Source organism: Heliomicrobium gestii (assembly GCF_009877435.1).
Lineage (GTDB): Bacteria > Bacillota > Desulfitobacteriia > Heliobacteriales > Heliobacteriaceae > Heliomicrobium > Heliomicrobium gestii.
Map to the genome: position 1 here is coordinate 134,820 of NZ_WXEX01000005.1, position 26,403 is coordinate 161,222.

26 protein-coding genes are annotated in these 26,403 nt (G+C 61.7%); 5 read left to right on the plus strand and 21 right to left on the minus strand.

Features of this window, described 5'->3' with window-relative positions:
• Positions 1 to 166: 166 nt before the first annotated feature.
• The gene (locus tag GTO89_RS07330; protein WP_161261425.1) at positions 167 to 958 is read right to left on the minus strand and encodes a TatD family hydrolase; all 792 of its coding nucleotides are present in this window, start codon (positions 956 to 958) and stop codon (positions 167 to 169) included.
• A 1-nt stretch (position 959) separates the two neighbouring features.
• Positions 960 to 3,038 carry a methionine--tRNA ligase gene (metG, locus tag GTO89_RS07335; RefSeq protein WP_161261426.1) on the minus strand — a complete coding sequence of 693 codons (2,079 nt, stop codon included), beginning with the start codon at positions 3,036 to 3,038 and terminating at the stop codon, positions 960 to 962.
• A gap of 204 nt (positions 3,039 to 3,242) precedes the next feature.
• Here metG and GTO89_RS07340 point away from each other — a divergent pair, with 204 nt between their 5' ends.
• A complete protein-coding gene (locus tag GTO89_RS07340; RefSeq protein WP_161261427.1) occupies positions 3,243 to 3,491 on the plus strand; it encodes an AbrB/MazE/SpoVT family DNA-binding domain-containing protein in 249 nt (82 codons plus the stop codon).
• Positions 3,492 to 3,592: 101 nt separating this feature from the next.
• Here the strand turns inward: GTO89_RS07340 and rsmI are convergent, their stop codons facing one another.
• From rsmI to GTO89_RS07380, 8 genes are read right to left on the minus strand one after another with little or no spacing between them, the layout of a single operon-like run.
• Positions 3,593 to 4,609, minus strand: a complete 1,017-nt coding sequence (gene rsmI / locus GTO89_RS07345) for a 16S rRNA (cytidine(1402)-2'-O)-methyltransferase (protein ID WP_161261428.1) — start codon at positions 4,607 to 4,609, stop codon at positions 3,593 to 3,595.
• A gap of 10 nt (positions 4,610 to 4,619) precedes the next feature.
• Entirely contained in the window at positions 4,620 to 4,934 is a 315-nt protein-coding gene (locus GTO89_RS07350; protein WP_161261429.1) for an initiation-control protein YabA, read from the minus strand.
• A 42-nt stretch (positions 4,935 to 4,976) separates the two neighbouring features.
• Positions 4,977 to 5,678, minus strand: coding sequence for a PSP1 domain-containing protein (locus GTO89_RS07355; RefSeq protein WP_161261430.1), 702 nt, complete (start codon positions 5,676 to 5,678; stop codon positions 4,977 to 4,979).
• Positions 5,679 to 5,728: 50 nt separating this feature from the next.
• Positions 5,729 to 6,739 (minus strand): DNA polymerase III subunit delta', encoded by a 1,011-nt coding sequence (holB, locus tag GTO89_RS07360; protein ID WP_161261431.1) that lies wholly within the window; start codon positions 6,737 to 6,739, stop codon positions 5,729 to 5,731.
• An 11-nt stretch (positions 6,740 to 6,750) separates the two neighbouring features.
• On the minus strand, positions 6,751 to 7,215 hold the full coding sequence (locus GTO89_RS07365) for a YaaR family protein (RefSeq protein WP_161261432.1): 465 nt from the start codon (positions 7,213 to 7,215) through the stop codon (positions 6,751 to 6,753).
• A 3-nt stretch (positions 7,216 to 7,218) separates the two neighbouring features.
• Positions 7,219 to 7,881: a dTMP kinase gene (gene tmk, locus GTO89_RS07370; protein ID WP_204758186.1), complete on the minus strand. Its 663-nt coding sequence runs from the start codon at positions 7,879 to 7,881 to the stop codon at positions 7,219 to 7,221.
• Positions 7,882 to 7,913: 32 nt separating this feature from the next.
• A complete protein-coding gene (locus GTO89_RS07375; RefSeq protein WP_161261433.1) occupies positions 7,914 to 9,356 on the minus strand; it encodes an aminotransferase class I/II-fold pyridoxal phosphate-dependent enzyme in 1,443 nt (480 codons plus the stop codon).
• A 34-nt stretch (positions 9,357 to 9,390) separates the two neighbouring features.
• The gene (locus tag GTO89_RS07380; protein WP_235920322.1) at positions 9,391 to 9,621 is read right to left on the minus strand and encodes a sigma factor G inhibitor Gin; all 231 of its coding nucleotides are present in this window, start codon (positions 9,619 to 9,621) and stop codon (positions 9,391 to 9,393) included.
• A 219-nt stretch (positions 9,622 to 9,840) separates the two neighbouring features.
• On the opposite strand from GTO89_RS07380, the gene GTO89_RS07385 reads away from it, so the two are divergent.
• Together GTO89_RS07385 and GTO89_RS07390 are read left to right on the plus strand one after the other, a co-directional pair.
• Positions 9,841 to 10,548 (plus strand): lytic transglycosylase domain-containing protein, encoded by a 708-nt coding sequence (locus GTO89_RS07385; RefSeq protein ID WP_328793878.1) that lies wholly within the window; start codon positions 9,841 to 9,843, stop codon positions 10,546 to 10,548.
• Between the two features lie 145 nt (positions 10,549 to 10,693).
• A complete protein-coding gene (locus GTO89_RS07390; protein ID WP_161261435.1) occupies positions 10,694 to 11,050 on the plus strand; it encodes a hypothetical protein in 357 nt (118 codons plus the stop codon).
• Here GTO89_RS07390 and GTO89_RS07395 read toward each other — a convergent pair.
• The 3 genes from GTO89_RS07395 to GTO89_RS07405 all read right to left on the minus strand — a co-directional run bounded on the left by GTO89_RS07395 (position 11,047) and on the right by GTO89_RS07405 (position 13,062).
• The gene (locus tag GTO89_RS07395; RefSeq protein WP_161261436.1) at positions 11,047 to 12,372 is read right to left on the minus strand and encodes a hexokinase family protein; all 1,326 of its coding nucleotides are present in this window, start codon (positions 12,370 to 12,372) and stop codon (positions 11,047 to 11,049) included. The two genes, GTO89_RS07390 and GTO89_RS07395, sit on opposite strands and share 4 nt — an antisense overlap.
• 226 nt (positions 12,373 to 12,598) lie before the next feature.
• Positions 12,599 to 12,901, minus strand: a complete 303-nt coding sequence (locus GTO89_RS07400) for a DUF1360 domain-containing protein (protein WP_161261437.1) — start codon at positions 12,899 to 12,901, stop codon at positions 12,599 to 12,601.
• Entirely contained in the window at positions 12,901 to 13,062 is a 162-nt protein-coding gene (locus GTO89_RS07405) for a hypothetical protein (protein WP_161261438.1), read from the minus strand. Before GTO89_RS07405 ends, GTO89_RS07400 begins: the two co-directional genes overlap by 1 nt.
• A gap of 203 nt (positions 13,063 to 13,265) precedes the next feature.
• Between GTO89_RS07405 and GTO89_RS07410 the strand changes: the two genes are divergently transcribed.
• Together GTO89_RS07410 and GTO89_RS07415 are read left to right on the plus strand one after the other, a co-directional pair.
• Positions 13,266 to 15,137: a pyruvate kinase gene (locus GTO89_RS07410; protein ID WP_161261439.1), complete on the plus strand. Its 1,872-nt coding sequence runs from the start codon at positions 13,266 to 13,268 to the stop codon at positions 15,135 to 15,137.
• A 152-nt stretch (positions 15,138 to 15,289) separates the two neighbouring features.
• Positions 15,290 to 15,571, plus strand: a complete 282-nt coding sequence (locus tag GTO89_RS07415; protein WP_161261440.1) for a 2Fe-2S iron-sulfur cluster-binding protein — start codon at positions 15,290 to 15,292, stop codon at positions 15,569 to 15,571.
• Between the two features lie 162 nt (positions 15,572 to 15,733).
• Here the strand turns inward: GTO89_RS07415 and GTO89_RS07420 are convergent, their stop codons facing one another.
• The 8 genes from GTO89_RS07420 to pglX form a co-directional block, all read right to left on the minus strand.
• Positions 15,734 to 16,714, minus strand: coding sequence for a metal ABC transporter substrate-binding protein (locus tag GTO89_RS07420; protein WP_161261441.1), 981 nt, complete (start codon positions 16,712 to 16,714; stop codon positions 15,734 to 15,736).
• A gap of 190 nt (positions 16,715 to 16,904) precedes the next feature.
• Positions 16,905 to 17,765, minus strand: a complete 861-nt coding sequence (locus GTO89_RS07425) for a TIGR03943 family putative permease subunit (protein WP_235920324.1) — start codon at positions 17,763 to 17,765, stop codon at positions 16,905 to 16,907.
• Between the two features lie 72 nt (positions 17,766 to 17,837).
• On the minus strand, positions 17,838 to 19,058 hold the full coding sequence (locus GTO89_RS07430) for a permease (protein WP_161261443.1): 1,221 nt from the start codon (positions 19,056 to 19,058) through the stop codon (positions 17,838 to 17,840).
• 151 nt (positions 19,059 to 19,209) lie between these two features.
• Complete coding sequence (locus tag GTO89_RS07435; RefSeq protein ID WP_161261444.1) at positions 19,210 to 20,280, minus strand: hypothetical protein; 1,071 nt, start codon at positions 20,278 to 20,280, stop codon at positions 19,210 to 19,212.
• Positions 20,281 to 20,530: 250 nt separating this feature from the next.
• A complete protein-coding gene (locus tag GTO89_RS07440; protein ID WP_161261445.1) occupies positions 20,531 to 21,517 on the minus strand; it encodes a 2-hydroxyacid dehydrogenase in 987 nt (328 codons plus the stop codon).
• 89 nt (positions 21,518 to 21,606) lie between these two features.
• Positions 21,607 to 21,750, minus strand: coding sequence for a hypothetical protein (locus GTO89_RS07445; RefSeq protein ID WP_161261446.1), 144 nt, complete (start codon positions 21,748 to 21,750; stop codon positions 21,607 to 21,609).
• Positions 21,751 to 21,810: 60 nt separating this feature from the next.
• Complete coding sequence (gene cobI, locus GTO89_RS07450; RefSeq protein WP_161261447.1) at positions 21,811 to 22,515, minus strand: precorrin-2 C(20)-methyltransferase; 705 nt, start codon at positions 22,513 to 22,515, stop codon at positions 21,811 to 21,813.
• Positions 22,516 to 22,938: 423 nt separating this feature from the next.
• On the minus strand, positions 22,939 to 26,343 hold the full coding sequence (gene pglX, locus GTO89_RS07455) for a BREX-1 system adenine-specific DNA-methyltransferase PglX (RefSeq protein ID WP_161261448.1): 3,405 nt from the start codon (positions 26,341 to 26,343) through the stop codon (positions 22,939 to 22,941).
• Positions 26,344 to 26,403 lie beyond the last annotated feature (60 nt).

Below are 26,403 nucleotides of genomic sequence, written 5' to 3' on the forward strand. Positions count from 1 at the left end.
CCTCCCTACCGCGTAGGATTGTCTTCCGGCATGGCGGCGATGGTCCAGAATATGAAGGGGTATAAAAAAAAAGAACCCCCAGAGGGGGGCTCATGACGAAGGGTTCTGTCAGGTGTTGATTCGCCGTCTGCATCGACAACGCGCCGGGACAGGCAAGGCTGCCCTTTCAGGGGTTCTCCCGTTGCGCCGGGAAGGGGAGCCGAAAGAGGGCGCAACCGTTGTGCAACAGTTGTTCCGCCAACTCATCGGGATCGTCGCCCCGCAGTTCCGCGACTTTTTTTGCCACCAAGGCCACATTGCCCGAGTGGTTGCGCGTCCCCCGCAGGGGATGGGGCGACAGGTAGGGGGAATCGGTCTCGACAAGCAAACGGTCGCGAGGAACCTGCCGGGCGATGTCGAGCAGACCCCGGGCATTCGTATAGGTGACCGGACCGGCCAGCGAGATATAAAAACCGAGATCCAGGCAGAACCGGGCCATCTCCCAACTGCCCGAAAAGCAGTGCAAGACGCCGGAAAGACCGCGGGCCTCCTGATCAAGGATCGCCATGATGTCGCCATGGGCGTCCCGGTCGTGGATGATGACAGGCTTGTCCAGACGCCGCGCCAGCGCCAGCTGGTTCACAAAGACCTCCCGCTGACAGTCGCGGGGCGACAGATCGCGGTAGTAATCGAGGCCGATCTCGCCAATGGCCACCACCTTGGGGTGGGCGGCCATCCGCTCCAGCGACCGGTAGTCGTCCTCGTCGACCCCCTCAGCGTCATGGGGGTGAATGCCGACAGCGGCGTAAATGAACGGGTAGTCCTCGGCCAGTTGGACCGAACGCTCTGACGACGGGATATCGTAACCCACGTTGACGATCCGTTCCACGCCCGCCGCCTGCGCTTGCCGCAACAGGGCCTCCCGGTCATCGTTGAAGGACTTGTCATCCATGTGGGCATGGGTGTCGAAGAGCCGCATCCTACTTCACCCGGCTGCCGGCGGGGATGTCGGCGGTCACGGTGAGGGCCTCGAGGACGCCGTCTTTGGAGGCCGCCAGGATCATGCCCTGCGAGAGGATGCCCCGCAGTTTGGCCGGTTTCAGGTTGGCCACCAAGACGAGCTTCTTGCCGACCAGTTCCTCCGGCGCGTAGTGCTGGGCGATGCCGGAGACGACGGTGCGCGTCTCGTCGCCCAGTTTGACCTGCAGCTTGAGCAGTTTGTCTGTCTTTGGCACCTTTTCGGCGGCAAGCACCTCAATCACCCGCAGGTCGACCTTGGCGAAGTCTTCAATGGTGATCTCCGGCAGGAGCGGCTCCATGGCCGGCTTTTCAACGGCAGTTTCGGAAGCCGCTTCGGCAGCGGCTTCCACGGGGGCTTCCACGGGGGCTTCGATGGCTCCTTTTTCGGCAATGGCTTCTTGGTTCGTCACGGAAGTCGCCTCCTTCGCAGGTGTGGATGTTTCTGGCGCCGATGGGGCGCTCTCTGCCAGCATCGCTGCCAGATCGATGCGCGGGAAAATGGGATCGCCCTTTTTGACGTTTACGCCGCCGGGGAAGAGACCCCACCGGGCGGCGTCCCATGTCGTCAGGTCGCTTCCCGACAGGCCCAACTGGGCAAAGATGTTGCCGGGAACCTTGGGCATGGCCGCTTGCAACAAGATGGCGGCGATGCGCAGGCTTTCGACCATCGTGTACAACACGGCCTCCAGTTCGGCCCGGGACTCCGGCTTTTTCGCCAGCGCCCAGGGGGCGCGCTCATCGATGTACTTGTTCATGCGGCCGATCAGCTTCCAGAGGGCGCCATGGGCGTTGGCCAGTTCAAAGCGGTCCATCAGGGCGCCGAAGTCGGCGACGGTTTTCGCGGCCAGTTCCTGGATCTCCTTCTCCAGGGGACCTTCGGCGGTCGCCTCGGGTTTTTGGACGATCCCGCCGGTGAACCGCTCCACCATGGACAGGGATCGGTGGAGCAGGTTCCCCAGGTCGTTGGCCAGGTCGGTGTTGATCCGGCCGACCAGGGTCTCCTCGGAGTAGACGGCGTCCTGGCCGCCGATCATCTCGCGGATGAGGAAGTAACGGAAGGCGTCGACGCCATAGCGGTCGGCGAGCATGAAGGGGTCCACGACGTTGCCCTTCGATTTCGACATTTTCCCCGATTCAAGCAGGAACCAGCCATGGCTGAAGACCTGTTTCGGCAGCGGTTCGCCCAGGGCCATCAGGATGATCGGCCAGATGATGGTGTGAAAACGGACGATGTCCTTGCCGACGAGGTGGATGTCAGCCGGCCAGTACTTCCGGTATTTCTCGTCGTTATCGCTGCCGTAGCCAAGGGCAGTGATGTAGTTGGACAGGGCGTCAAACCAGACATAGATCACATGGTTGGCGTTGATCGGCACGGGGATGCCCCATTTGAAGGTCGTCCGGGAGACGCAGAGGTCCTCCAGTCCCTGTTTGATGAAGCTGACCATCTCGTTGCGCCGGCTCACCGGCTGGATGAAGTCGGGGTGATCCTCGATATGTTGGAGCAGCCGGTCGGCATACTTGGACATGCGGAAGAAATAGCTCTCTTCCTTCATCCGCTCGACGGCGCGCTCACAGTCGGGGCAGAGCTTTTCGCCGTTTTCGCCGGTCTTCAGCTGCCGTTCGGGCCAAAAGGCCTCGCAAGGCGTGCAGTACCAGCCTTCATACTCCGACTTGTAAATGTCGCCGTTGTCCCAGATCTTCTGGAAAATGACCTGGACGGCTTGTTTATGGCGGTCCTCGGTGGTGCGGATGAAGTCGTCATAGGTGATGTCGAGCCGCTCCCAAAGCCGTTTGAACGTGTCGGCCACCGGATCGAGGTATTCGATGGGCGACAAGCCTTTTGCCTGGGCCGATCGCTCGATCTTCTGGCCATGCTCGTCCAATCCCGTCAAAAAACAGACGTCATACCCGCGCAACCGCTTGTAGCGCGCCATCGTATCGGTGGCCACCGTCGTATAGGCATGACCGATGTGCGGGTTGCCGCTCGGGTAGTAGATTGGTGTTGTGATATAGAAGGCGGGCCGGGTCTGATTCACCATGGGGACCTCCTCGCAAAAATCGTCAATTTCTCGCAAAAGGGAAGGGGTGAACAGCCAAATCATCAGATTCCTGGAAACTAAATATGCGGTATTTGCCGTTTTTTAAAGAAATTAGGGGTTGACTGTTCCTGGAACCCCTGGTACCATTAGGGTGCAGATTGTTGTCGAATTTTGTTGATACGTCAGAAGGGAGGGCATTTTTCGATGAAATCTACGGGCATTGTACGGAAGGTTGACGAACTGGGACGCGTCGTTATCCCGATTGAACTGCGCAGAACCCTGGGCATCGATGAAAAGGACGCGCTGGAAATCTACGTCGACCACGAGAAGATCATCCTCAAAAAGTACGAGCCGGCCTGCGTCTTCTGTGGCAGCGCTGTTGATGTTCAAAACTTCCGCGGCAAGATTGTTTGCCGGGAGTGCGCTGTTTCGATGGCGCAAAACGCCGGCTGATCATGGGATTGGTTTGATTGGCTACATAATACCATTATTTCCAGCCAATCAAAAGGTCATGTTCTCGCAATAGGACGGGATGGGTTTTCACCCATCCCGTTTTATTCGTTTTCGGGCGCTTCCTCCCCGTCCGGGTCGAGCAATCGAAGCCGGTAGGCCTCCCGTCGCGATAGGCCCAGTTCCTGGGCGGCCGTCTTGAGGGCGGCTTTGCTGTCCATGCCCTGCCCTTCCAGCCGCTCCAACCGTCGCCGGAGCAAGGCGGCTCGCTCGCCCTCGCTCTCGGGAAGGGCAGCCATGCCATAGAGGCCGCCATCGGCTTCGTTCCAAAAGCCGCCGGCGCTTTCTCCAGGTTGATCGATGTCACCGCTGGCCGCAGGCGATGCGAGGCCCCCTTCCCTCGACGAGGGGGCGCGCCCGGCGACGACAAGGGTGCATTCGCCGCGGACCCCCTCCCGAACCGATTCGACCAGTTCGGTCAAGGAACCCCGGCGCACCTCTTCAAACTTTTTCGTCAGCTCTCGCACCAGGGCGGCGGGTCGCTCCGGTCCGAGGGCGTCACGGAGGCTTTCCAAGGTCTCCCGCAGGCGATGGGGCGACTCGTAGAGGATGATCGTTCGATCCTCAAAAGCGAGCCGGCGGAGCCGTTCGCGAAACTCTTTTTTCAGCCGGGGCAAAAAACCCTCAAAGACAAAGCGGCCTGTGGGCAGACCTGACAGCACGAGCGCCGTCAGCGACGCCGACGGTCCCGGCAGGACCTCCAAGGGCAGCCCGCGCGCAACGCACTCCCGGACGATGTCTTCGCCGGGATCGGAGATGCCCGGCAGCCCGGCGTCGGAGACGAGGGCCACTGTGGCGCCGGCGGCCACCTGGTCGAGGATGACCGCGCCCTTGTGACGACGGTTGTGTTCATGGTAGGACGTGAGGGGCACATGGATGTCAAAGGCGCTGAGCAGTTTGCGGGTGTGACGGGTGTCTTCAGCGGCGATCAAGTCGGCTTCCTGCAAGGCTTTGAGCGCCCGCAGGGTGATGTCGTCCAAATTGCCGATCGGTGTGGCGCAGAGGATCAGTTTACCTGGACCCGAAGGCTTGTCTGTGGCGCCGTCATCATGGTCGTTCATCAAGGGGGCCTCATTCCTTATGGAGAAAGTTCACGCAGAAGAGACAATCGTCTCCCCGGCGGGGTTGGCCGAAGTTGACATGGCAGATATGAAAGCCCTCTTTGTAGAGGCGGCTCAGGTTTTCATAGCCCTCGCCCTGCAGTTGGCGCACATTGTCGTTGATCCGGCCCACCGCTTCGGGCGTCATGTTGGCCCGCTCCGCCCGCAGGCGGTCGTTCTCCTCTTCGAGGGTATAGATCTCCATCTTCAGGGCTTCGATCTCGGTCAGCATCTCCCGCAGTTGTTCTTCCAACGCGATCAGCCTGGCCGTCAGTTCTTTGTTCATCTGATCCACCTCCGCTTCAAGAGGGGCCTGCGCCTTGGTCGCTCACTGGACTTCCGGCCCGGGCATTTCGGGCGGTTTTTCCCTGCGTCTTCCCATTTCCTTGCGCTCGTAGCAGTCGTTTTCGAATTTGAGGCAGCACATCAACCGTCCGCAGATGCCGGAGATCTTCGTCGGATTCAGCGACAGGTTCTGGTCCTTCGCCATGCGGATCGATACAGGCTCAAAATCGCCCAAGAAGGAGGCGCAGCAGAGCACACGGCCGCAACAGCCGATGCCGCCGATCATCTTCGCCTCATCGCGGACGCCGATCTGGCGCAGTTCAATGCGAGTGCGGAAGACAGAGGCCAGGTCCTTGACGAGTTCCCGGAAATCGACGCGGCCATCGGCGGTAAAGTAGAAGATGATCTTGGAGGAGTCAAAGGTGTACTCCACATCGACGAGCTTCATGGGCAACTGGTGGGCGTTGATCTTTTTCTGGCAGATCTCATAGGCGGAGGTCTCCCTGGCGCGGTTTTCCTCCACCTGCTTGATGTCTTCCGGCGTGGCCACGCGCAACACCTTTTTCAAGGGGTTGACCAGGCTCTCTTCCGAAACCTCCCGAGGGGAGATGACGATCTCGCCAAACTCAATGCCGCGCGCCGTCTCGACGATCACCTTTTCCTGCAGCGGGAGATTCAGGTCGTCCGGGTCAAAGTAATACACTTTCCCGGTTTTCTTAAATCGGACACCGACAATTTTGACCAAGGACCCTTCCTCCTCAAGGTTTGGGCCGGATCGTCCGGCCTCGGATACTCTTATCTTCGGGCTGCAGTCGAGGGCGTCAGGGACTCGCCCCGGGCCAGATCGCGCAGCTTGAGCAGCGTGTCCTCCACCAGCAGGCGCGCGCTGGCGTTTGTGTCCAACAGGCGGCGCGCCGCCATCACCATATCCAAGGCGTTCAACAACACCGGCAAGGGCCAGCCGTGGGCGTCGCCGGCGATGTCGCCGTTGATGACCGGCACCTCGGCGCCGCCGGCGCCGGCGATCAGCAGCCGATCGCGCAGCAGGAGCGCCAGGTAATCGAAAAACTCGGCGATGCCTTCCTTATCCTTGTCCCATTCCTCGGCGACCTGAAAGATGCGGCTGTCGCCGGTCTGGACCAGACTGTCCAGCAGTTGGCGGGCCTTTTCCCGGCCTGCCGGCAGGCCCTCGGCCGCCAGTTTGGCCGCCCGGTCCCAGCGCCCGTCAGCCAGCAGCGTCAACAACGGCACATGGCCGGCGGGTACGCCCTTTTGCTGCAGGAAGCGCGCGATCTCGCCGCTCGGCGCCGGTTGAAAGTGGACAGGCAGGCAACGCGACCGGATCGTCGGCAAGATGCCGTGACCGCGATCGGTGATCAGGATGAACACGGTCGGCCCCGGCGGCTCTTCCAGGATCTTCAGAAGGGCGTTGGCCGAGGGCCCCTGCATCGTCTCGGCCTGTTCGAGCAAGACGACCTGATGGGCGGACAGGTACGGCCGGTAGCGGATGCGTTTTTGCAGATTCCGGATCTGATCGATCTTCAGCGTCGCTCCGTCAGGCGCCAGGTGAAAAAGATCGGGGTGGCTGCCGCCCTGCGCCTGCCGGCAAGCGGGACAGGCTTCACAGGCGTCGCCTTCGCTCGGTTCGAGGCAGAGGACAGACTGGGCAAAGGCGCGGGCGACGGTCTTCTTGCCGACACCCTGCGGTCCGGAAAACAGATAGGCATGGGCGACCCGATCGCCGGAGAGCCCGCGGACCAACTGCCGGACAGCCCGTTCCTGCCCCACGTATTGCGATAGACGCACCGCCATCTCTCCTAGGTAATGATATCCAATAAGAGCCCGCGAATTTCACCGATTTTCGCCAGGACGTCGATCGGCTCGGCCTGTTGCGAAAAAAACTGGGTGGCCATCTCCTCAAGGTGATGATCGACCTTTTCCACCGTAATCAGCGATTTGTGCCGGCCGCGGCGGTCCCAACCCGATTCCTCGCGGAGCTGATAGGCGCCCCCGACCACCTGGGCCAGGAACTTTTTCACCAGTTCCCGGTACTTCTTGAAATTGCCCACAGTCTGGTTCTGGGCCAGGGCATTGGCCGACTCGTCGATGCGGGCGAGCATCTCCTGCAGGTCTGACCGTTCCCGCCCGACGCGGGCTTTGCGCAGTTCGGCCAGAAAGGCTTCTTTGTTCCCCTCGGTTCCGGCGGCCCGGTCGCCTTCATGGGCCAGGCGCGGATCGCCGACGCCAGAGAAAAAGCCTTTGATTTTAATCCCGTCGGCCATGTATTACTCCTCCTGACAGTAGGGCAGGCTGGGCGCCAGCGCGCGCGCCGCGTCGATGAGCCGACAGTGGACCTCGGCGACAGCGCCGCCGGCCGGTATACGGCGGACCCGTTCCGGTTCCTTCTTCGCCAGTTCAAGAAACCCCCGGCGGACACGTTGGTGAAACGCGGCGGCTTCCCGTTCCATGCGATCGGCGCCTTGCCACTCGGCCTGTTCCGGCCGCCGCCGCGCCCGTTGCAGCCCCTCTTCGGTGTCGATATCGAGCAGGAGTGTCAAATCGGGGGTCAATCCTTCGGTGGCCATGCGGTTGATCGCCTCAAGCCGTTCCATCGGAAGACCGCGGCCGAATCCCTGGTAAGCCAAGGTGGAATCGATAAACCGGTCACAGATCACCACGGCGCCGGCGGCCAAGGCCGGCTGGATCACCTCAGTGACCAGTTGCGCCCGGGCGGCGGCATAGAGGAACACCTCAGCCATGGGCGCCATCCCCGTTAAGGAAGGATCAAGCAACACCCGGCGGGCCGCCTCGCTGACCGGCGTCCCCCCGGGTTCTCGCGTCTCGACAACGGAAAAACCGAGCTTTCGGAAGGCTTGCGCCAGCAGGGCGCCCTGGGTCGTCTTTCCGGCCCCGTCGGCCCCTTCCAGTGTGATGAACAATCCCGGCATAGCGCACCTGCTTCGTATGGTATTCATCTAAATCATTCGTCGATGATGACCAGTTCGTTCAGTCCCGAATCAGCGGCGCCCTGCCACTGGGCGCCCGCCCGCCGCAGTTCTTCCACGACCGCGGCGACTTCGGCGGTGATGCGCTCTCCAGGCGCAACGAGGGGGATCCCGGGGGGATAGGGGCAGATAAACTCGGCAGCCAGGCGGTCGCGGGCTTCCGTCCACCTCACCCGGCGGCGAGGGGCGTGAAAAGCCTGCCGTGGCGACAAGACCATCTCCGGCCGGAGCTGGTAGGCCTGTTGGAGCAAGGGCCCCGACGATGGCGCCTTTCCCCTGCCGCCCCCTTGAGCAAACTCCTGGGAAAGCGCCTGAAAGGCTCCGCGCAACCGAATGTCCGCATCAGGGCGGTCAAAGGGGGAGAGCAAAAAGAGCAGATAATTCGGTCCAGCCAGTTCGGCTTCGATGCCCTGCTCCTGTCGCAACCACTGGCGAAGGGCGTAGCCTGTCGGCATCGCGCCGCGCAGGACCACGAGCAGGCGCGTGGGGTCCCAGTCCGATAGGGCGGGATGATTCTTTATTTCTTCGCCCCAACAAAAAATTCCTTTGAGACGGTTGAGGTCTTTGCGCAGTCTTTGCGCTCGCTCGATGGTCCTGTCCCAGAGCGTCTCGCCCTCTTCCTCCATCCGGCGGCGCGCTTCGTCCAGGGAAGCCATCAGCAGGTAGGAGGGGCTGGTGGTCTGAAGCAACGAGAGGGCGCGGGCCAAGGCTTGTCTATCGTGGCTCGGCATGGCGTCGCTCACATGCAACATCGCCGCCTGGGTCAGGACCGGCAAGGTTTTATGGCTGCCGTGGACGACCGCTTGGGCGCCCAGGCGCAAGGCTGAATCAGGCAGGCGCCGGCAAAAGGCAAAGGCCGCGCCATGGGCCTCATCGACCCAGAGGGGCGCGCCGGTTTGCTCGGACGCCTGCCGCCAGGGGGCGAGATCCTCCGCCGTCCCCCAGTAGGTCGGTCGCAGGGCGAACAGCGCCGTCGCCCCCTCGGCCGCCGCCGCCAGGCCTGCCGGATCGAGCGCCAGCGGGAGTCCCGTTTCCTCGTCACAGAGCGGCGGGAGATAGCGGGGAATGGCCCCGCTCAAAACGAGGCCGGCAAAGACAGATCGGTGGCTGTGCCGTGGCAGGGCGACGGCTTCGCCGGGACGCAGGCCGGCGAGGCAGAGCGCCTGAATGCCCACGGTCGCCCCTTGCACCAAAAAAAAAGTCGCGCCGGCGCCAAAAGCTCGGGCCGCCAGGCGCTGAGCGCTGGCAATCACACCTTCCGGCGCATGGAGGTCATCGAGGCCGGGCAATTCGGTCGTATCGAGATGAATCGCCAACCCCGAAAGCGCTTGGCCCCGGCCATGGCCGGGCGTGTGAAAACCCAGCGCTCCTGCTTGATAATCCTCTTGCAACGCCTGCCATAAAGGTCGCTCCCCCATCATCAACCTCCTGCAAACGTTTCCTTCTATTGTATCATGGGCGACCGCCGGAGGCCAAATGACGCCGCCAGTCGGGACGCTGCCACAGCCGGTCCAGCGTGCTCTTGAGCGCCCGGTAGGACTCGTCTTCGTTGGTCCAGGCGGACAAATCCGCCAGGCAGTCTGCGCAAAGAAAAGCGCCGCAGAGCCAAAGTCCGCCGGCGATCCCGTCGGCGGGAACCTGTTTGCAGGTAGAACAGCGGGGCAACAAGGCGGCCTCGATCATGTCGCTCACCTCAACAACGTGTTTCCATTCCTAGTATGGACAAGGTTGTTCCGTAGAGAAACAGCCGGGCTTTATCCTATGTATCGATGGAGGCCCTTGTGCCATGATGGCGCAGCGGTGATTTTTCGAACCTGTTCCATATTCTTACACCTTTACTGATGTTCCACCCTTTACAGGGCGGTCCACTCTCAGGTATAGTGAAGCAGGGAGGTGCATGGCGTGACCGTTGTCGGAATTGAATCGATTCGCCAACAGATTCAGGCGCAGTGTCCCAAAGGACAGACCTTTGCCGATTTTGCCGATACCCTGGAGACCGCCATCAAGGCCCAGTCTCTCGGGCAGAATGTCAGCCTGCCTCCGCTGCCGGCCCTTCCCCTGGCAGCATCGGCCAATCCCGGAATGTCGGCGGTCACATCGGCGTTGCTCAGCCCCTTTACGGGCGCGAACCCGTCAGGGCAGTCGAACAGCCTGTCGCGGCCTCAGGCCGGACAGGCCTACGCGGCGCAAGCTCAAGTCACGGCCGGAAAATACGCCGACCTGATCAACCAGGCCGCCCAGAAATACAACGTGGCGCCCTCTCTGATCTGGGGCGTCATCAAAGCAGAATCCAGTTTCAACCCGCGCATCGTCTCTCCCGCCGGCGCGATGGGATTGATGCAGTTGATGCCCGGCACGGCCCGTTCCCTTGGCGTGGAGGACCCCTTTGACCCTGCCCAGAACATCGACGGCGGCGTCCGCTACCTCCGGCAGATGCTGGACCGGTTCGGCGGCCGGACCGACCTGGCCATCGCCGCCTACAACGCCGGCCCCGGCAACGTGGAAAGGTACAACGGCATCCCACCCTATGCGGAGACGCAGGCCTATGTGCCTCGGGTGCTCCGCTATCAGCAGGAAGGCCTAGCTTCTTTCAGTCAACCGGCCGGTTGAGCAGCCGTCGCAGCCAAGCGACGGCTTTTTCCTTTCCAGGCCTCGTCGACATATCGACAATTCACTGCAACCGGTTTACAATAGTGATATAAAGCATAAACAAACTATATTCAATCATAGAACAGAGAAAGGGCGGGAATCGTTGATGACCACGTCAACCGTGGACACTCCGCCACACCACGTGCCAGATGGGGCGCAAGAAGGCGCAGCGGCGGAAAGGAGCCCTAAACAAACCGTACGGGAACTGACGGCTCTCCTCATGGCCCAGGAAGCGCGAACCCATCGCCTGGAGGAAGAGGCTGTGGCGCTCAACCGGCGGCTGCAGGATGTGGAGTCCCGGACAGAGGACCTGCAAAAACGGATGCAGGACCTCCTGTCCCGACTGGACGAAGCCATCTCGTTGAACAATCTGTTCCTTGCCTACATCGAATCACATGGATTGACCCAGGATTTCAAACAGTTCTCTGAGCGGCTGACGCCGGTCAACGGAAAGGTCAACTAACCCACAGCGGCGACGATGGCGGCGGCGATAGCGGCGCCCACCTCGGAGCCGTTTTTTATTAGCCGGACGGAAACCTGTCCCGCCTTTTCTCCCAGCAACTCGGCCAGGGCATCATCCAGGTCTTGCGCGTAGCCAGGCATCTTTTCATAAAGGGAGCCGTCGACGGCGATGGTATGGCGGTTGGACAGGACCGGGTCTTCATGACGCAACGCGCCCAGGTAGGTGGCCGCCACGAGCCGGGCGGAACGGCGAGATGCCGCCGCTGCGATCCGCTGGAGCAAACGCCGTTCCGCCCGGTCGCTCGCCTCGATGCCGGCGCGCATTCGGAGCCATTGGCCGACGCCAGAGAGGTCGGCGGCCTGATCGGACAGGATTTCCGAGAGATCGGCGGCGGTCAGGGCATAGGGCGTCTCCAGCTTCGGCGTCCCTTGTCCCCCGAAAAGCCCCGTCGCCTGGATCCTTTCGTTCAGGATCTGGCGAACCAGTTCGCCCAGGTAGAGGCCGGAGACCATTTTCTCCAAGCGCTGGGCCCCCGGCTGCTGGCTCTGCCGGTCCAGTTGGTCGTCATAGTCGGTGGCGGGCGCGCCGTCGAAATTGCCCGATTCCATATTGATCACCATGGGCGCCGCAAAGGCTGGCACGAAACGATCCCGGTAGCAGCTGTTGTGGCCGGTGCCCAGGATGGATCCGATGCGGGTGTCCAGGTCGCTGTAGGTGGCGGTCAGGAGGGTTCCCACCGTATCGTTGATGATGGCGGCCGGTCGCACTCGCTCCAGCAAGCCCCGGCGGGCCAGGGCGTCGTTCAGGAGTTGTCCCACGTCGCGCCCCTCGACGCCGGCGGTGTGAAACTCTTTCACCCACCGGATCAATGCGGCGTGGCCGATGTTTTGTTGCCGGGCCGGGAAGGAAAAGGTATGGCCCAGGTAAAAGCGTCCCTGATGATGGCGAATCGTTTCGGCGATCAGGGACGCCAGGAAGTCAAAGAGTTCCTCCGCCGTCGCTGTGCGGCGGGTATAGTCGTAGCTCCCGTCGGCGGCCCGGAGGGGCCGGCTGACCCGTTCCAGGATCCGGCATTGACCGCCGGCGAGTTCGATCAGGGCGACGCGCGCGTTCGTTCCACCGAAATCAAGGGCCAGAAAGGTTCCGCGCTCTTGGCCCGTCGGTCCGGCCAGATAGGACGGCAGCATCTTCAAGGAGCCGCCCTTCCCGGTTAATCCCTGATCCATCGCTTGTTGAAATCGCCCGGCCACCGCGTCCAACGCCGCCGCCGGCAGGTGCAGACGCCCCTCCAGTTCTTCCGCCGCCGCCACCCATGTTTGCATCGGTCGCCCCCCTATTTCCAACCTGTTATCATCTCCCGGACAGGCCGACGCCGCTGCTGCATGCCGCCATCGCGGGGTTCGCCCTCTTCCAAGCTGTTTCAATTCTTTGCCAATTCAAGTGTAATACGAAAGCACCCATCTGTACAAGCAAAAACCGGCCAGAACGGCCGGTTTTATCTTTTGCCCATCAGGGGGCTTTTTTTCCCTGCGGCCGGATCAGCGCCGATCAGGTCAGCGGGATGTCGTGGTTCTCTTCAAACTGTTTGAGCAGCGGATAGGCGGCGATGCTCCAGGACAAGGACACGATGGCGGAGATGAATCCGAACTGCACGAAGGCGAGCCATGATTCGATGGGATGATTGATCAGATAGATGAACAGCCCGCACCAAAAGCCCTGGCAAAAGGGGCAGCCGAGGAGTTTGCGAAAGAGATAGTGGACCCCTTTGAGCCGCTCCCTCACCGGTTTAAAGAGGATAAAGTCGAAGAGGAAAAAGCGGATGCTCAGGGCGGCCAGTAGCTCAAGGACCATTACTTCATCGCCTCGATATCGTCGTACCGCTCAACAAGAAGCTTCAGTTGCTCTTTCGTCAGTGTGACCCGCCCCCCGTCGTCATCGGTGATGACGACCATCCCTTGGGAGACATGAACCGTCGGGCAGCAGCTGGACGAGCAAAGACTCAGCGTGATCATCGGATATCAACCCCTCCTCCAAAAACGTTAGCGCGTCTCATATACAGGATATGGTGAATCCTCGCCGAGAGACCCTGAAAAAGGAAGGCCCAAAAGCTTCAACATTCTTTAACTTGCCTGTTCCACAGGGAGCAAGATAAACTGAAATCGTCAAAGTTCTTCCTATTCCCAGGCGTTTTTACAGTTTTGAGGAGGTCCGTCCGATGGCATCCATCCTGCGCCCCCCTACACCTCATCACCGGGACTGGCTGGCCGATCAACTGGCCGCTTTTTACGCCGTCATCACCGACCACGCCCTATCGGTTGCGCAGGCGTTCCCGCTGCAAACACCGGAAGGCCGGCTCAGCCGCGACAACCTCCTGGCCTATCTGGCCATGCGCAGACATGACATTGTGGACTTGCAGATCGCTCTGGCCGATTACGGCCTCTCCTCCCTGGGTCGCCTGGAGGCGACGGTGCTGTCGGGGCTCGAACGCGTCCTGGCGCACCTGGGGTTGGAAGCCGCCCCGACCGGCTTGGCCCGGCCCGACTCGGAACAGGCGCGCTTTTTGACGCAGACGCGCTCCCGCCGCCTCCTCGGCCGGCCGCGGGACAAGCGTGACACCCGGATTATGGTGACCCTGGACGCCGCCTGCATCCACCGGCAGGAACTGCTGGAGGAACTCCTCCTCAACGGCATGGACCTGGCCCGTATCAATTGCGCCCATGACAGCCCTCCGGAATGGAAGCAACTGATCGCCGCCATCCGCCAGGCAGAAGACAGCCTGGAACAGCGCGGCGAGGGCGCCGGCCGGCGTTGCCGCATCCTCATGGATCTGGGCGGCCCCAAGATCCGCACCGGCCCGCTGATGGAGGAGACGCGGCCCCTCAAACTGGCGGCGCCGCGCGATCCCTTCGGTTCTCCCTACCGGCTGCTGGAGGGATACCTCGATGGGGAAGCCCTCTTCACCCAGCGGATCGCCGAGCCGGAAGGCAGGGCGCGCTTCGTCATCGCGCTGCCCCGTCAAATCGGCCTTGACCGGTTGCGCGTCGGCAGGCAGCTGCAGTTTCAGGACACGCGAGACCGGTTGCGGACGCTGCACGTGCTGGAGCGGGTGAGCGCAACGCGGGTGCGGGTAGGGCTGGACCGGACCGCCTACCTGCAAGGGGGCATCGTCCTGGCCGGGGAAAAAGACGCCGCCTTCACCGTCGGCCCCATCCTCCCCCAGCCGGTCGTCGTCGAGGTGCGCCAGGGCGACACCCTGCGCATCTACCGGAATCCGCTCCAGATGGGCCATCCCGCCTCTGCCGACAGCCCGGCCGGGATCAGTTGCACCCTTCCCGCGGCCCTTGATTTTGTGCAGCCCGATCAGCGGGTCTATATCGATGACGGCAAGATCGGCGCCGTGGCGCGCGCTGTCACAGCGGAATACCTGGAACTGGAGGTTCTCGTTACGGCGGGCCCCTCTGCAAGGATCAAACCGGAAAAGGGCCTGAACTTCCCTGACTCCCGCTTGGAGTTGCCTGCCCTGACCGAGCAGGACCGCCAGGACCTTCGCGTTGTGGCGAAGCATGCCGACGCCGTCGGCCTCTCCTTCGTACACAGCCCGAAGGACCTTCTCGATCTCCAGACCGCCTTGCAGGAACTGGGGCGGCCCGACATGGGCGTCATCGCCAAGATCGAAACGAGCGAGGCCATCCACCGGCTGGCTCACCTGCTGATCACCGGCCTCACCTTCCCCAGCTTCGGTGTCATGATCGCCCGCGGCGATCTGGCCGTCGAGGTCGGTTTTGAAAACCTGGCCCTCGTTCAGGAGGACATCCTCTGCATGTGCGAGGCGGCCCACACGCCCGTCATCTGGGCCACCCAGGTGCTGGAGACGCTGGCCAAGACAGGGCTGCCTGCCCGAGCGGAGATCACCGACGCCGCCATGGGCCATCGCGCCGACTGTGTCATGCTGAACAAAGGACCCCACATCCTGGAGGCCGTGAAAACACTGTCCACACTGCTCTGCGCCGAGGAACGGTGCCATCTGAAAAAGCGCCAGATCTTCCGGGAGTTCACAGCGCAGCACGGGATTTTTGAGGAGACCTAGGCGAGTACGGTAAGGACCACCATAAAGATCAGTGACGCCACACCCCACGCTGCCCCTGTTGAGCATTGACGCTTTCTCCGTTGCCCTTTACGATTAGATCCACAGGGATTTACACAACCTGGAACATAAAAGGTAAAGGAGACGGTATCGCCATGATCCCAGTTGTCTTTGTCACCCCCCACGGCGATGTGACTGTCGAGGCGGCGGAAGGCGTGACCTTGCTGGAGGCCGGACAGGCCAACGGCGTCGAGATCGAATACAGTTGCAAAGACGGCCGCTGCGGCGTCTGCCAGGTTACCCTTTTGGAAGGAGAAGCGAACCTGAGCGAACCGGACATCGACGAGGTGGACGAGTTGTTCGACCGCATCGATGATGGCGTGCGCCTCGCCTGCAAGGCCCGTATCCTGGGACCTGTCAAAGTACGGATCCGCTGACGCCCCGGGCGACGCCTTTCCATTTGTCTTCCTAAAAACAGGGAAACACAAGAAGCCTTTCGACGAATCTGCAACAGATACGTCGAAAGGCTTCTTCTCCATCTTGGATAAACGACTTGCTTCAAAAAGAGCACCCGCGCGAGCCGGGGAAGGCGGCGCCGCTCACTCGCCGCTGAGGGCCTTTTTGATGTTGGTCAGGTTCTCCCGCTGCACGGCGATATAATCCTTCCCTGCCTTCAGATCCTCTGCGGTGATGCCATCGAGCGGGTTCAACACGAGCGTCTGCGCGCCCGCTTCCTTGGCGATGGCCTCGGCCAGTTTGGGGCTGATCAGCGCCTCAAAGAAGATATATTTGACGTGATGCTCCTTGGCGAATGTGGTGATCTCCGCCATCGTCTTTGGTGTCGGTTCTGTCTCCGGGTTGACGCCCATGATGCCGAGTTGTGTCAGTCCATAATCGCGGGCCAGGTAACCGAAAGCGCGATGGGTGACGATGATCTCTTTTCTTTTGGTATTGCTGAGACCGTCGCGAAACTCCTGATCGAGCGTGTCCAGCTTGGCCAGATAGGCTTTGGCGTTGTTTTCGTAGTACTCGCTGTTGGCCGGATCGGCGGCGACGAGTCCTTTTTTGATGTTCTCCACTTCTACTTTGGCCTGCTTCGGCGACACCCAGAAGTGGGGATCAAACTCGTGATGATGGTCGCCCGGTTCTCCGCCATCCGGGCGCCCGCCGGCCCCAGGGGACGCTTCCTCCTCTTCGCCGGCAGGCAGCCGTTCGACCCCTTTGCCCGCCTCGATGACGGTCACGTTTTTCAGGCTGCCGCCGCCGATCACCTTGTCCAGCCAGCCCTCCATGCCGCCATTGACGACGAGCAGGTTGGCTTTGGCCATGGTTTCCATATCTTTCGGCGTCGGTTCCCAATCATGGGGCTCCGACCCCGGCGGCACCAGATTCAGCACGTCCACCTTGTCGCCGCCGACCTGCCGGGTGAATTCATACATGGGGTAAAAGCTGGCGACAACATTCAGTTTCTTCGAACCGGCAGCCTCGTTGGGCGATGTGGCCGGACCTTTCGCCGCACACCCCGCCAGCAGGGCCAGGGTCAGCAGCCCCGTCCCGACCATATGTAGCGCTTTGCGCATCTTTGTGGCTCCCCTTTCCTTGTCTCTTCGTTCCCCTACACCAGAACAACACTAAATAGGATTATTCTTATTTAATCCTAGCACTTGTTGGACCAAGACGCAATACTCCCTACTCCTCAAGGTCATTCTGCCACTTCCTCAGATAACCAAGTCCCTTGCGCAGGCCCAGGGCGCAAAGGAGCTTCCCTGTTCAATTTCGGTAGACATAGGGATTCGGCGGTTCTGGCATCGCGCGAAGGGACGTGACGGCGATGACAGGCATCGGTTTGCCTTGATACTCGCCTTTGCGCAGTTTCCCCCGAACTTCCACCCAGGCCGCGTCGGTTGGCGCCGCCATCCCCTCGGCCAGGAGGCCGATCACCGTGGCGTCGGCGGCGCAGCAGACGATCTGGTAACGAGCCGCCACAAACTGATCGGGCCGAAAGTCCTTGTCCCGGTAGGCGAATCCCTCGACGCGAATCGGGCGTCCCGCGTAGGCGTCAGGTTTTGCAAAAAGTTCTTCCAACCCCTCGACGTAGTTTTCCGCCGTGATGGTGATTTCGCCGGCCGGCGGAATCGCGGAGACCTGCTTTTTTGCGCCGACCGCCGGTTGAGCAAGGGCGGCCTCCTCGTCAATATCGGTCCCTGTCAAGCGATCCAGTTGCTCCTGGGTGATTTCAGGATCGCGGGCGAGGTCGACGATCGTCTTTGGCCCGGTCGCCGGAGCGCCCGCTGTCCCGCCGTCGCTGCCGGAACCATTCAAGGCAGCGGCAAAGGGGGCGTTTTTCTGCAGCGCCATCGCCGGATCGAGGGCCTTCGGCGGCGCCAGCCAGGCGATGGCGATCACCATGGCAAAGGCGGCATAGGTCCAGCGCCCCACCATGGACTGCCGTCCCCGGCACGCTCCAGACCAGAGAGAGAAACCGCCCAACAAGGCCATCAGAGCGATGGCCGCCAGCGTAAAGGGAACGAAACGCGGATTGATGTAGACGAGGATCGTCCCTGTCCAGTACAGCTTCCACAGATACCCGCAAAGGGCGACCATCAGCAGGCCTCCCATATAGCGTTGCATCACTGTCATCTCCTCCTTCAGCCGCCCGCTGTCGGGCCCTCTTTTGGCATGAACGGTCTTCCCCGTCCTACATCAGTAAAAAAGTCGCGGCGCCGCCAGATCGATGGCGCTGCCGATCAACAGGCAGAAGAGGGTGACAAAGAAGATCAGGCCGATGACGAAGGAACGGCGAAAAGAGGCGACCATCATCAAGGTGTTTTTAATATCCACCATGGGGCCATAAATCAAAAAGGCCAGCACCGCCCCGGACGGAACGGTGTTTAAAAACCCGGCGCCCACGAAGGCGTCGGCGGCTGAGCAGACGGAGAGTCCAAAAGCCAGTGCCATCATCAACAGGATCGACAGATGCGATTCCAGGCCGATCGCTTCCAATGCGGCGCGGGGCAGCCAGACCTGGGCCGCCGAGGCCAGCGCAGCGCCCAGGAAGAGGTAGACACCGGTGCTGAAAAACTCATCGCTGGCATGGGACAGGAGGCTGCCCCAACGTCCGTCGCCCCCGGCGATTTTGGGGTCGACAGGGGACGCGTGAGGATGACAACCATGCCCGTGGCCTTCTTCACGCCCATGGGCATGACCGTGACCGCAGCCGCAAGGGTGATCTCCGTCCACCCCTTCGGCCTGTTTGCGATCGATGGCCAAGTCGGCGGGATGGGCGTAGCGTTTCTCCAACAGCACCAGGAAAAATCCGAGGCTCACCGCCAATAGATAAGCGCTTCCCAGGCGGAAGAGGGGAAACTCCGGCCGGCCGTAAAAGGCGTAATGGGTCGAAAAGGCGGTTACAGGGTTGACGATCGGCGCGGCCAACAGAAATGGGACGACCAGGGAGGGACGCAGGCCCTTTCGCAGAAGGCGTCGCGCCAGCGGAACGAGGCCGCATTCGCAAAAAGGGAAGATCAGGCCGAGAAGAGCGGCCAACGGCGGTCCCACCCACCGGTTGCGCGGCAGCCAGCTTTCGAGTTGCCGCTCGCTGACGAAGACCTCCACCGCAGCCGATCCGAAAACCCCGATCAGCACAAAGGGGAGCGCCTCAATCACGATGGAGAGGAATATGGTGATCATGTTGGCTAGGCCAGGGGATAGGGCCAGGGTTGCGCCCCATGACTGCCAAAAGGGCGCCGTCCAGACAACCAGCAGGATCGCCACTACGAAAAGGAGCGCTTGCTGCAGGCGCTCCATCGTCTCGGAAAAAAACATCGCCATCCCCTTCCCTTTGGTCAGGCTGTCGCCGAGCGCCGCCGGGGGTTTCTCCGCCAGCCTTGCGGCGATCTTGTTTTGACCATCGGCATTCAGCAACAGTATTCCCCAGTATGTATCCGAAATAAGATTATTCTTATTTAACTTCGGCTTTTCTTTGGGATCTCCTACCCCTTGCGGCAGGGCGCAGAAAAAAACCAAAGAGAAAAGCCGGGCATTTCGCCCGGCTCGCCGTCGCAAGAACTATGTATTATCCCATCCCGCCCAGGTCAAAGCCCTTGCGCGCCGCCACCAACCGGAGGGTGTACTCGCCGGTGGGGTTCATCGGCTGTTGAATCAGCCGGGCGACGTCATCGCCGGTAAAGGGAACTGCCTTTTCCGCCAGGACCGGCCCGAGGTTCTCCGGCGCGGCCACCGAGGCTGTCAGGCAGACGCTGTAGTCAGCCTTGTCCACAAAAAGCTCATACCCGCGGATAGAACCTTCCAGTCCCGAAATCGCGCCTTGTTCCGTCCCTGTCACCTCAGCCAGACTGCGTGAGAGCCACTTGGCGAGGCTGAACTTGGATGTGCCGGACTGCAGGTCTGCTTCCATGAGTTCGCTCACCAGGGTGGCCCCGACCGGTTGTTGGCCGCCGGGGACGATGGCCTCGCCGCCCTTGGGCAAGGTGACCCAGGCATGCACCTTCAATTCCGTCAGAAAAGCGTTGTACCGGTTGACCTCGGTCGCCGTTTTCATGGTCAGCATCTCATGGTCCGCCGCCTGCAACTCCTTGTAGACGGCCCGGAAGACGCGGTGGGTGAACTCGTCGGTGCGGAAGATCTGCAGTTCCAATGCGTTTTTGCCTGCATGGCCCGACGTTCCGTAGGGGTTGATGTGCAGGACACCGAGCCGAGGGCGATTGACGGGGATCTCGCCGGAGGCGAGCCACTCCTGAGCGGCCAGTTGGCGATGGTGGTTGATCCGCTCCACCAGGTCATAGATGCCGGAGCGCATGGGAATATCCGAGTAATAATGAAAACCGTCGAAAGACTTGTCTCGATTGAATACAATCTCGGGGTTTTTGGCGCGGAAGTCTGCCTTCAGATCCTCCGGCACGTCGACGAAGAAGTATCGGTCGGCGTCGACGATGGTGATATCGCCCAACTCATAGTAGGGCACCGGCTGGGTCAGACTGACCACATTCCATTGCGCTTCCTTTGCCCGGACAGCATCGACAGGGGAACCGGACGGCGCAGCCTTGGCAGCCCCGATCCGCGGCGTTTCCCCGGCGGCGGGTTTATCGGAGCCCCCGCCAAACAGCTTGCTGAAAAATCCTGCCATTGTTTTTGCCTCACCTCTGCATTCATTATACTAAAGCCAAACCAAATTTCCACTCCTGTTGATTGAATAGAAAGAAAAGTGGCTGAGCCCATCTCAACCACCTTTTTTCACCGGCGCGGTTTCCTTTTGACCTGTTGCGAAACCGTTGTGCTTCTCTTCCATGCAGAGATTTCTTCACTAACCGGACAGTCACAGAGACCGGAAGGCAACCCGCCCATTTGCCAGACCGGTCACTTTCAAAACCAAGCCGCTAGGCGAACAGTTCGCCGTTGACCAGATTGGGCGGTCGGCGACCCTCAAAGACGGCCTGGATGTTCTCGACCGCCATCAGGCCCATCCGTGTCCGCGTTTCCACAGTGGCGCTGCCGATATGGGGCGCCACGACGACATTGGGCAGTTCCAACAAGGGTTCCTCCGGGTTGACCGGCTCGACGGCGAAGACGTCCAAGCCGGCGCCGCCGATCGTCCCTTGCTGCAAGGCCTCTGTCAATGCTGCCTGGTCGACGACGCCGCCGCGAGCCGTATTGATCAGGATGGCGGTCGGTTTCATCATGGCCAGTTCTTCCGCGCCGATCAGGTGACGCGTTTCCGCCGTCAACGGCATGTGCAACGACACATAGTCCGACTGGCGCAGCAATTCTTCCAGGGAACAGAACTGAAGCCCGAGTTCCGCCTCTGCCTGTAGGTTGCGGCGGCGGGCGGTGTAGAGGACGCGCATGTTGAAGCCGCGGGCGCGACGGGCGACGGCCTCCCCAATCCGGCCGAGGCCGACGATGCCCAGGGTGGCGCCGAAGACATCCTGGCCCAGCAACAGTTGGGGATGCCAGGCGATCCAAAAACCGTCACGGGTGAACCGGTCGGCGGCGATCAGGTTTCTCGCCGCCGCCATCAACAGGGTAAAGGCCAGATCAGCGGTGGCTTCGGTGAGCACGTCCGGCGTATTGGTCACGGCGATTCCGTGCCGGGTGGCCGCAGCCACGTCGATGTTGTCAAAGCCAACGGCATAGTTGGCGATAACGCGCAGGTTTTTGCCGGCTGCGATGACATCCTCGTCGATGGGATCGGTGAGCATGGAGAGCAAGGCATCGGCATCGCCCACCATCCGCAAAAGTTCGCTTTTTTCCGGCGGTGGAAAGGCCGGCCAGAGGTCGAGGCGGGCAAACTCCTTGATCCGATCGAGAGCCGGCTGGGGGATCTCCCGGGTGACGAGCACTTTGGGGCGCTGTGTTGGGTTCATGAAGAGGCGCTCCTTTCTGCGTTCAAAGAAGAACGAACCGTTATGATCATACCGCCCCGGGAGAAACTTGTCGAGCCGGCTCGTTCCGGTCAGATCTCGATGCGCTTCGATTCCTCGGGGTTGATCCCGAAGGTTTCCGTCGCGATCCCGGCGGCGTCATGGCGGTCCTTGATTCGCCGCGGTTGGCCGCCCAGGGGGACTTCCTTCTCAGCCGGCGCCTTTTTTTCTGTCAAGGCGATCACCTCCAGCCGTAGGTTGCCCCTCCTCGCCGGCTCGCTTGCGCAGCGCCGCTCTCAAGGCCCTGCTGGGATGTGTTTTTTCGCCAATATGGTGGACAGATAGGTCAGCTTCTGGCCGCGCAGCTTCTCCAGGTCAGACTCGATCAGTTCCCCCGACATGCCGCACCGGCTGATCAGCACGGCTTGCTTGTGGAAGCCGTGCTGTTCGAGGAGATCGATGATCCGGTCCAGGTTTTTATGTACCTTCAGGAGCACCACCGACTCGGACTTGCGAAGGGCCGCCTCGATGTTGGAGGCCTCATCGTCGACGGGCACGATGGTGATCGACTCCTCCTCGTCGGCCAAGGGAAAGCCGGCCCGGCAGGCGGCGGCGGTGAAGGATACGACACCAGGGACGGTTTCGACGGGGTAGCCCCGCTCTTCAAGCCGGCGGGCGATGTGCATGTATTTGCTGTAGAGCATCGGGTCGCCCCGGGAGATGAAGACGGTGAGTTTGCCCGAGTCCAGCAGTTCGATGATGGCCTGGCTGGCGGCCTCCACCTTTTCCTCATCATAGGCCCGGGGGATGGGCAGTTCATAGACCTCCGCGCCAGGGGACAGGCGGTCACGAACGATGGCGAGAGCGGCGCATCCGGTTCCCTTTTTCTTCGAATAGGGGGCGATGATCGCATCGGCTGCGCCGAGCAGGCGCACCGCTTTCAACGTGAGCAATTCAGGGTCCCCCGGTCCGACGCCGACACCGTAAAAGGTTCCTTTCATGAGCCTTCTCTCCTTTCCCGGACAAATCGATACATTCCCCTTCGGCAGTCGCGCCTTCCTGTCTGTCCTTTTTCTCGACAGTGCGGTGAAGAGGCGTGGTTTCCCTCTATTATACTGATTTTTCGCGGGATCTTTCGAGCAATCATGGTATTTTTTTCACGGGAAGGGGAAGCGCGGCCTGGGCTTTTCATCGGGGCATAATAGCCCCGGAGGTGAGCCACATGACGAAAGACAAGTCGACAAAAGATACCCAAACGACCAAAAAAGATCCCGACCAGACCAAGTTTCAAGCGCCGGGAGAGCCGCGGGTGCGCGACCTGCCGCAAAACAAGTAGCCGAGCCATCCACTCCGCAAGGGGTGGATTTTTCGTCTTGCCACCCATGGGCAGGGCGGTTCCGCAAAAGTGCCCAGTTGGGGGGCTGCTACTCGGGCAGCAGGTTGGCCAACAAGGGGCGCAAGCGCTCATAATTTCGGATCACGCCGTCATCGAGGGAGAGGGCGATCCCCTTTTGGGCAAACTCGGCGCATCGCCCCGCATAGGCGGCGAGTTCTTGCGCCTCGTCAGTCTCGGCTTCTACAGCGACCGTATCTTCTCCTTCAAAATCCGCTTGTCCTCCAAAAGCCGCTTCCTCCACAACCGGATCTCCGCCCCAAAAACCCTTTTCTCCTTCAAAAGATTCCTCTCTCGACCCAGACGTCCTCACTGCGGCCAGCGCCCGCTCCAACCGGACGGCGATGTGGTCTTGCCGGAGCCGCTCCAGGGTATCCGGCCCGAAACGGTGCAGATAGACGAAGGCCTGAAAGGCCTTGCGGGGGGTGGACGAGAAAAGCCAGTAGATGGGCCGCTTGTGGTACATTTTGAGGTGGTCTCCATAATATTCGCTGCGAAAATAGCGGCGCAACCGCGCTTCCGCTGTCTCCCCGCCTCTGCGGCGGAGCGCGTCGGCGAGCCAGTTCAGGTTTTCTTCGACCGTCCCTTCGCCAAAGGTATGGATGAGAAATGCCCGGAGGCGCCCCAGGGCGTCGTCGCCGCCTCCCTGCCGATCGTCAACAGGCAGGATCCCGTCCGGAACGGGCCGGAACGGGCCGTAGTTCTCTTCCTCAAAAAGGCCGCCGGCGTAGGCCAGACCCGGCCGGTCCAGGCTGTAACGTCCCAGGATGCAACCGACGGCATATGAAAGGAAGGAGCGCCCATCCCGCCCGCGGTCTGCCCGGGCGAGGGTGATATCGGCCTCGGCCACCTCCGGGGACAGTTCGCCCGAGAGGCCGTATACCTGGAGGAAGAGGGCGTTGATCCTTTCCTCATTGGCCCGCATCTGCCGGAAGCGGCCTTCCGCGTGCTCCTGCCAGCGAGCGAAGGCCTCGGCCAGGGTCGCCGCCCCCTGTCGATAGGTCAAAAAGGGGTGGGCGGCGAAGCGCCAGGACAGTTCCCGGTCGTCCCAGTCGGCTCGGGCCAGTTGGACGTTTTCGGCAGCCAGGCGCTCAATTTCCCTCCGGCGCCGGTCACCGGGCGCGCAGGCGGGGACCGGCAGCGCGGCGATGTTGCCGACCTGGAAGTTGAGGGTCGGGTTTATGACCTTCAGCAGGTAGAAGGAGAGGTTGCTGCACAAAAAGGCGAGCAGGAAGAGGCGGTCAACCTCCTCCGGGAACAGGGACGAGCCGCCCACATCGAAGATGAATCCCTGGGGCGTATAGCGAACGCCGAATTTGGAGGAACTGACAAAGGACCATGTGATCCCTTCTCGGAAATACCACGCCCGGTTTCGAATCACCGACGGCCGGTGCTGGCGCACGGCCCGACCGTCGTCTGCCCAGTCGATGACATACTCCTGATTGCCGTACCATTTGCGGTACCGCCCGCCCTTGTTGTAGGGGATCCAGCGCCGCCCCGAAACCAGTGCCGCCTCTGGGCTTCTGACATCAAATCCGATGGCGGCAAGGGCGACCTCATGCCAGCGGCGCAAGAAGCGGTCATTGTCAGCCGTCGCCAATCCTTGCCTGGGCGCCGCCAGGCGGCTGAGGGACGGGTGGCTGGTGAAGACCTGGCGCACCGCCTCAGGGATCCAGTAGGCGATGGGCGATCCGGCGATGGCGAGAAAGGACGCTCCGCCTCGATGACGGTAGCCTTTGCCGGGCGGCGGAAAGAACCGGGGTTCATCGCCCTCCAGGTCGGCAGGGTCCACATGGACAATGGTCCCTGCCACACTCGGGTCGCCTTTGCGCAGCACCGTCGCCACAGTGCCGAAAGCGATGCCCATGACCATGTTGGCCATGTGAACCATGGCCACGATCCCATAGGTCTGGAGCAGGTGCCGCCGGTAGGCCTCATAAGTGGCCAGAAACATCCAGGACTGCATGGTGACGGTCGCATGATAACCGCCCTCGGCGACGAGGGACTCCATCCGCTCCATGAAGGCGGCAAAGAGGTCGCCCTTTGTCTGCGGATAGTGACGCCGAAGGAACTCGCGCAGCTCGCCGTTCATGTTGCGAATGCCCATGTAGGGCGGGTTGGTGATCACCACATCGTAGCGGTCGGTCAGCAGCCGCCCTTGCCGCAGCGCCTGGCGCGCCCGGCGCAGGTCGCCGGCGCGCAGTCCCGTTCCTGGCACTGGGGAAGCTTCTCCCTCCCTACAGCAGGCCAAAAGCGCTTCGATCCGCCCTTCCCCATCGTCGAAGTCGATCCGTTCCGGCCGCAGCAGCGAGCCGAAGTGGCTGGCGTCTTCAAAGAGCGACAGGAGCGCCGTAATTTTGTCGGTATTTTCATCAGGGCCGGCGATCAATGCGGCAACAGCGTGAACGTCGATCCCCCGCGTCTCCTGCAGCCCATAGACCCGGATCTGCAGCGCCCTTTGCAAGACAGAAGGGCTGCGTTCCCGCGCTTTCATCAGCAGGGCGAACGCCGCCAAGCGGGCCGCCCGCTCGTCCACGTCAAGGCCGGCCAGGTTTTTCTCCAAGATCACCGGGAGGTATGCTTCCGGTGAGACTCCCTGGCGCTCGTACCCATCGGCCAGGAGATCGAAGGCGTAGACGAGGATGTGGCCGGCGCCGCAGGCCGGATCGAGCAGGCGGATCGACGCCAGATCTCGATCATCCGGTGAAAAGCCCCCGGCGGTCGTCTCTCCGGCCGGCGGCGATGACTTTTCTTCTTCGTCAGGAAGGGCGTAGCGCCACCGGCTGGCTGTGCCGGTCTGAGGCGACAACTGCCCCAGCAGCCGCCCGAGCGAATTCTCAACCATAAACCGGACGATCCAGCGGGGCGTGAACAATTGGGTCGCTGCCGGAATATCGGCCTCGGCGATCTTGCGGGAAGCCGGCTGCGTAAAGACCTCGTCTTTTCGCTCAGCCCAGTAGAATTGGTGCAACCAGCCCAGGATCTCCACATGGCCCATCTCCTCAGCCGGGATCTCCACGGCGAGGCGGCGGGCAAAACCATCGGCCGCCCAGAGCGCCTCGGGCAGCCACCGTTCCGTCCAGGGTGGGCAGGGATCGACGAAGAGATCCGCAAGGGTCTGCATCGCCCGGCAGCGTTCAATGGCGCGCGATCGGAGCGCGGCGGGGGTATCGCCCTCTATCCCGCCTACCGCCTCCAGATAGCCCTTTGCTTCCATGAAGCGCAGCGCGAGGAGCCGAATAAACCAGGTGTAGGCGACGGTCTCGACGGTGGCGGCATCTGTGACGGACACCGTGGAGACGGTGGCGGCGTTGCGATTGGCGGGGTCATGACCGGTGGCAGCGGCGGCGTCGGATCGGCAGGCGGCTTGCCCCACCAGGCGAACCAGTTCCGCCCGGGCGCGGACGGCGAAGTTTTTCAGTGCACCTCTGTTCATCGTCGCCTCCGTCTCCTTCTCCTGCTGTGTTTTCCCTGGAAAACAAGGTTGCCCCCGTGA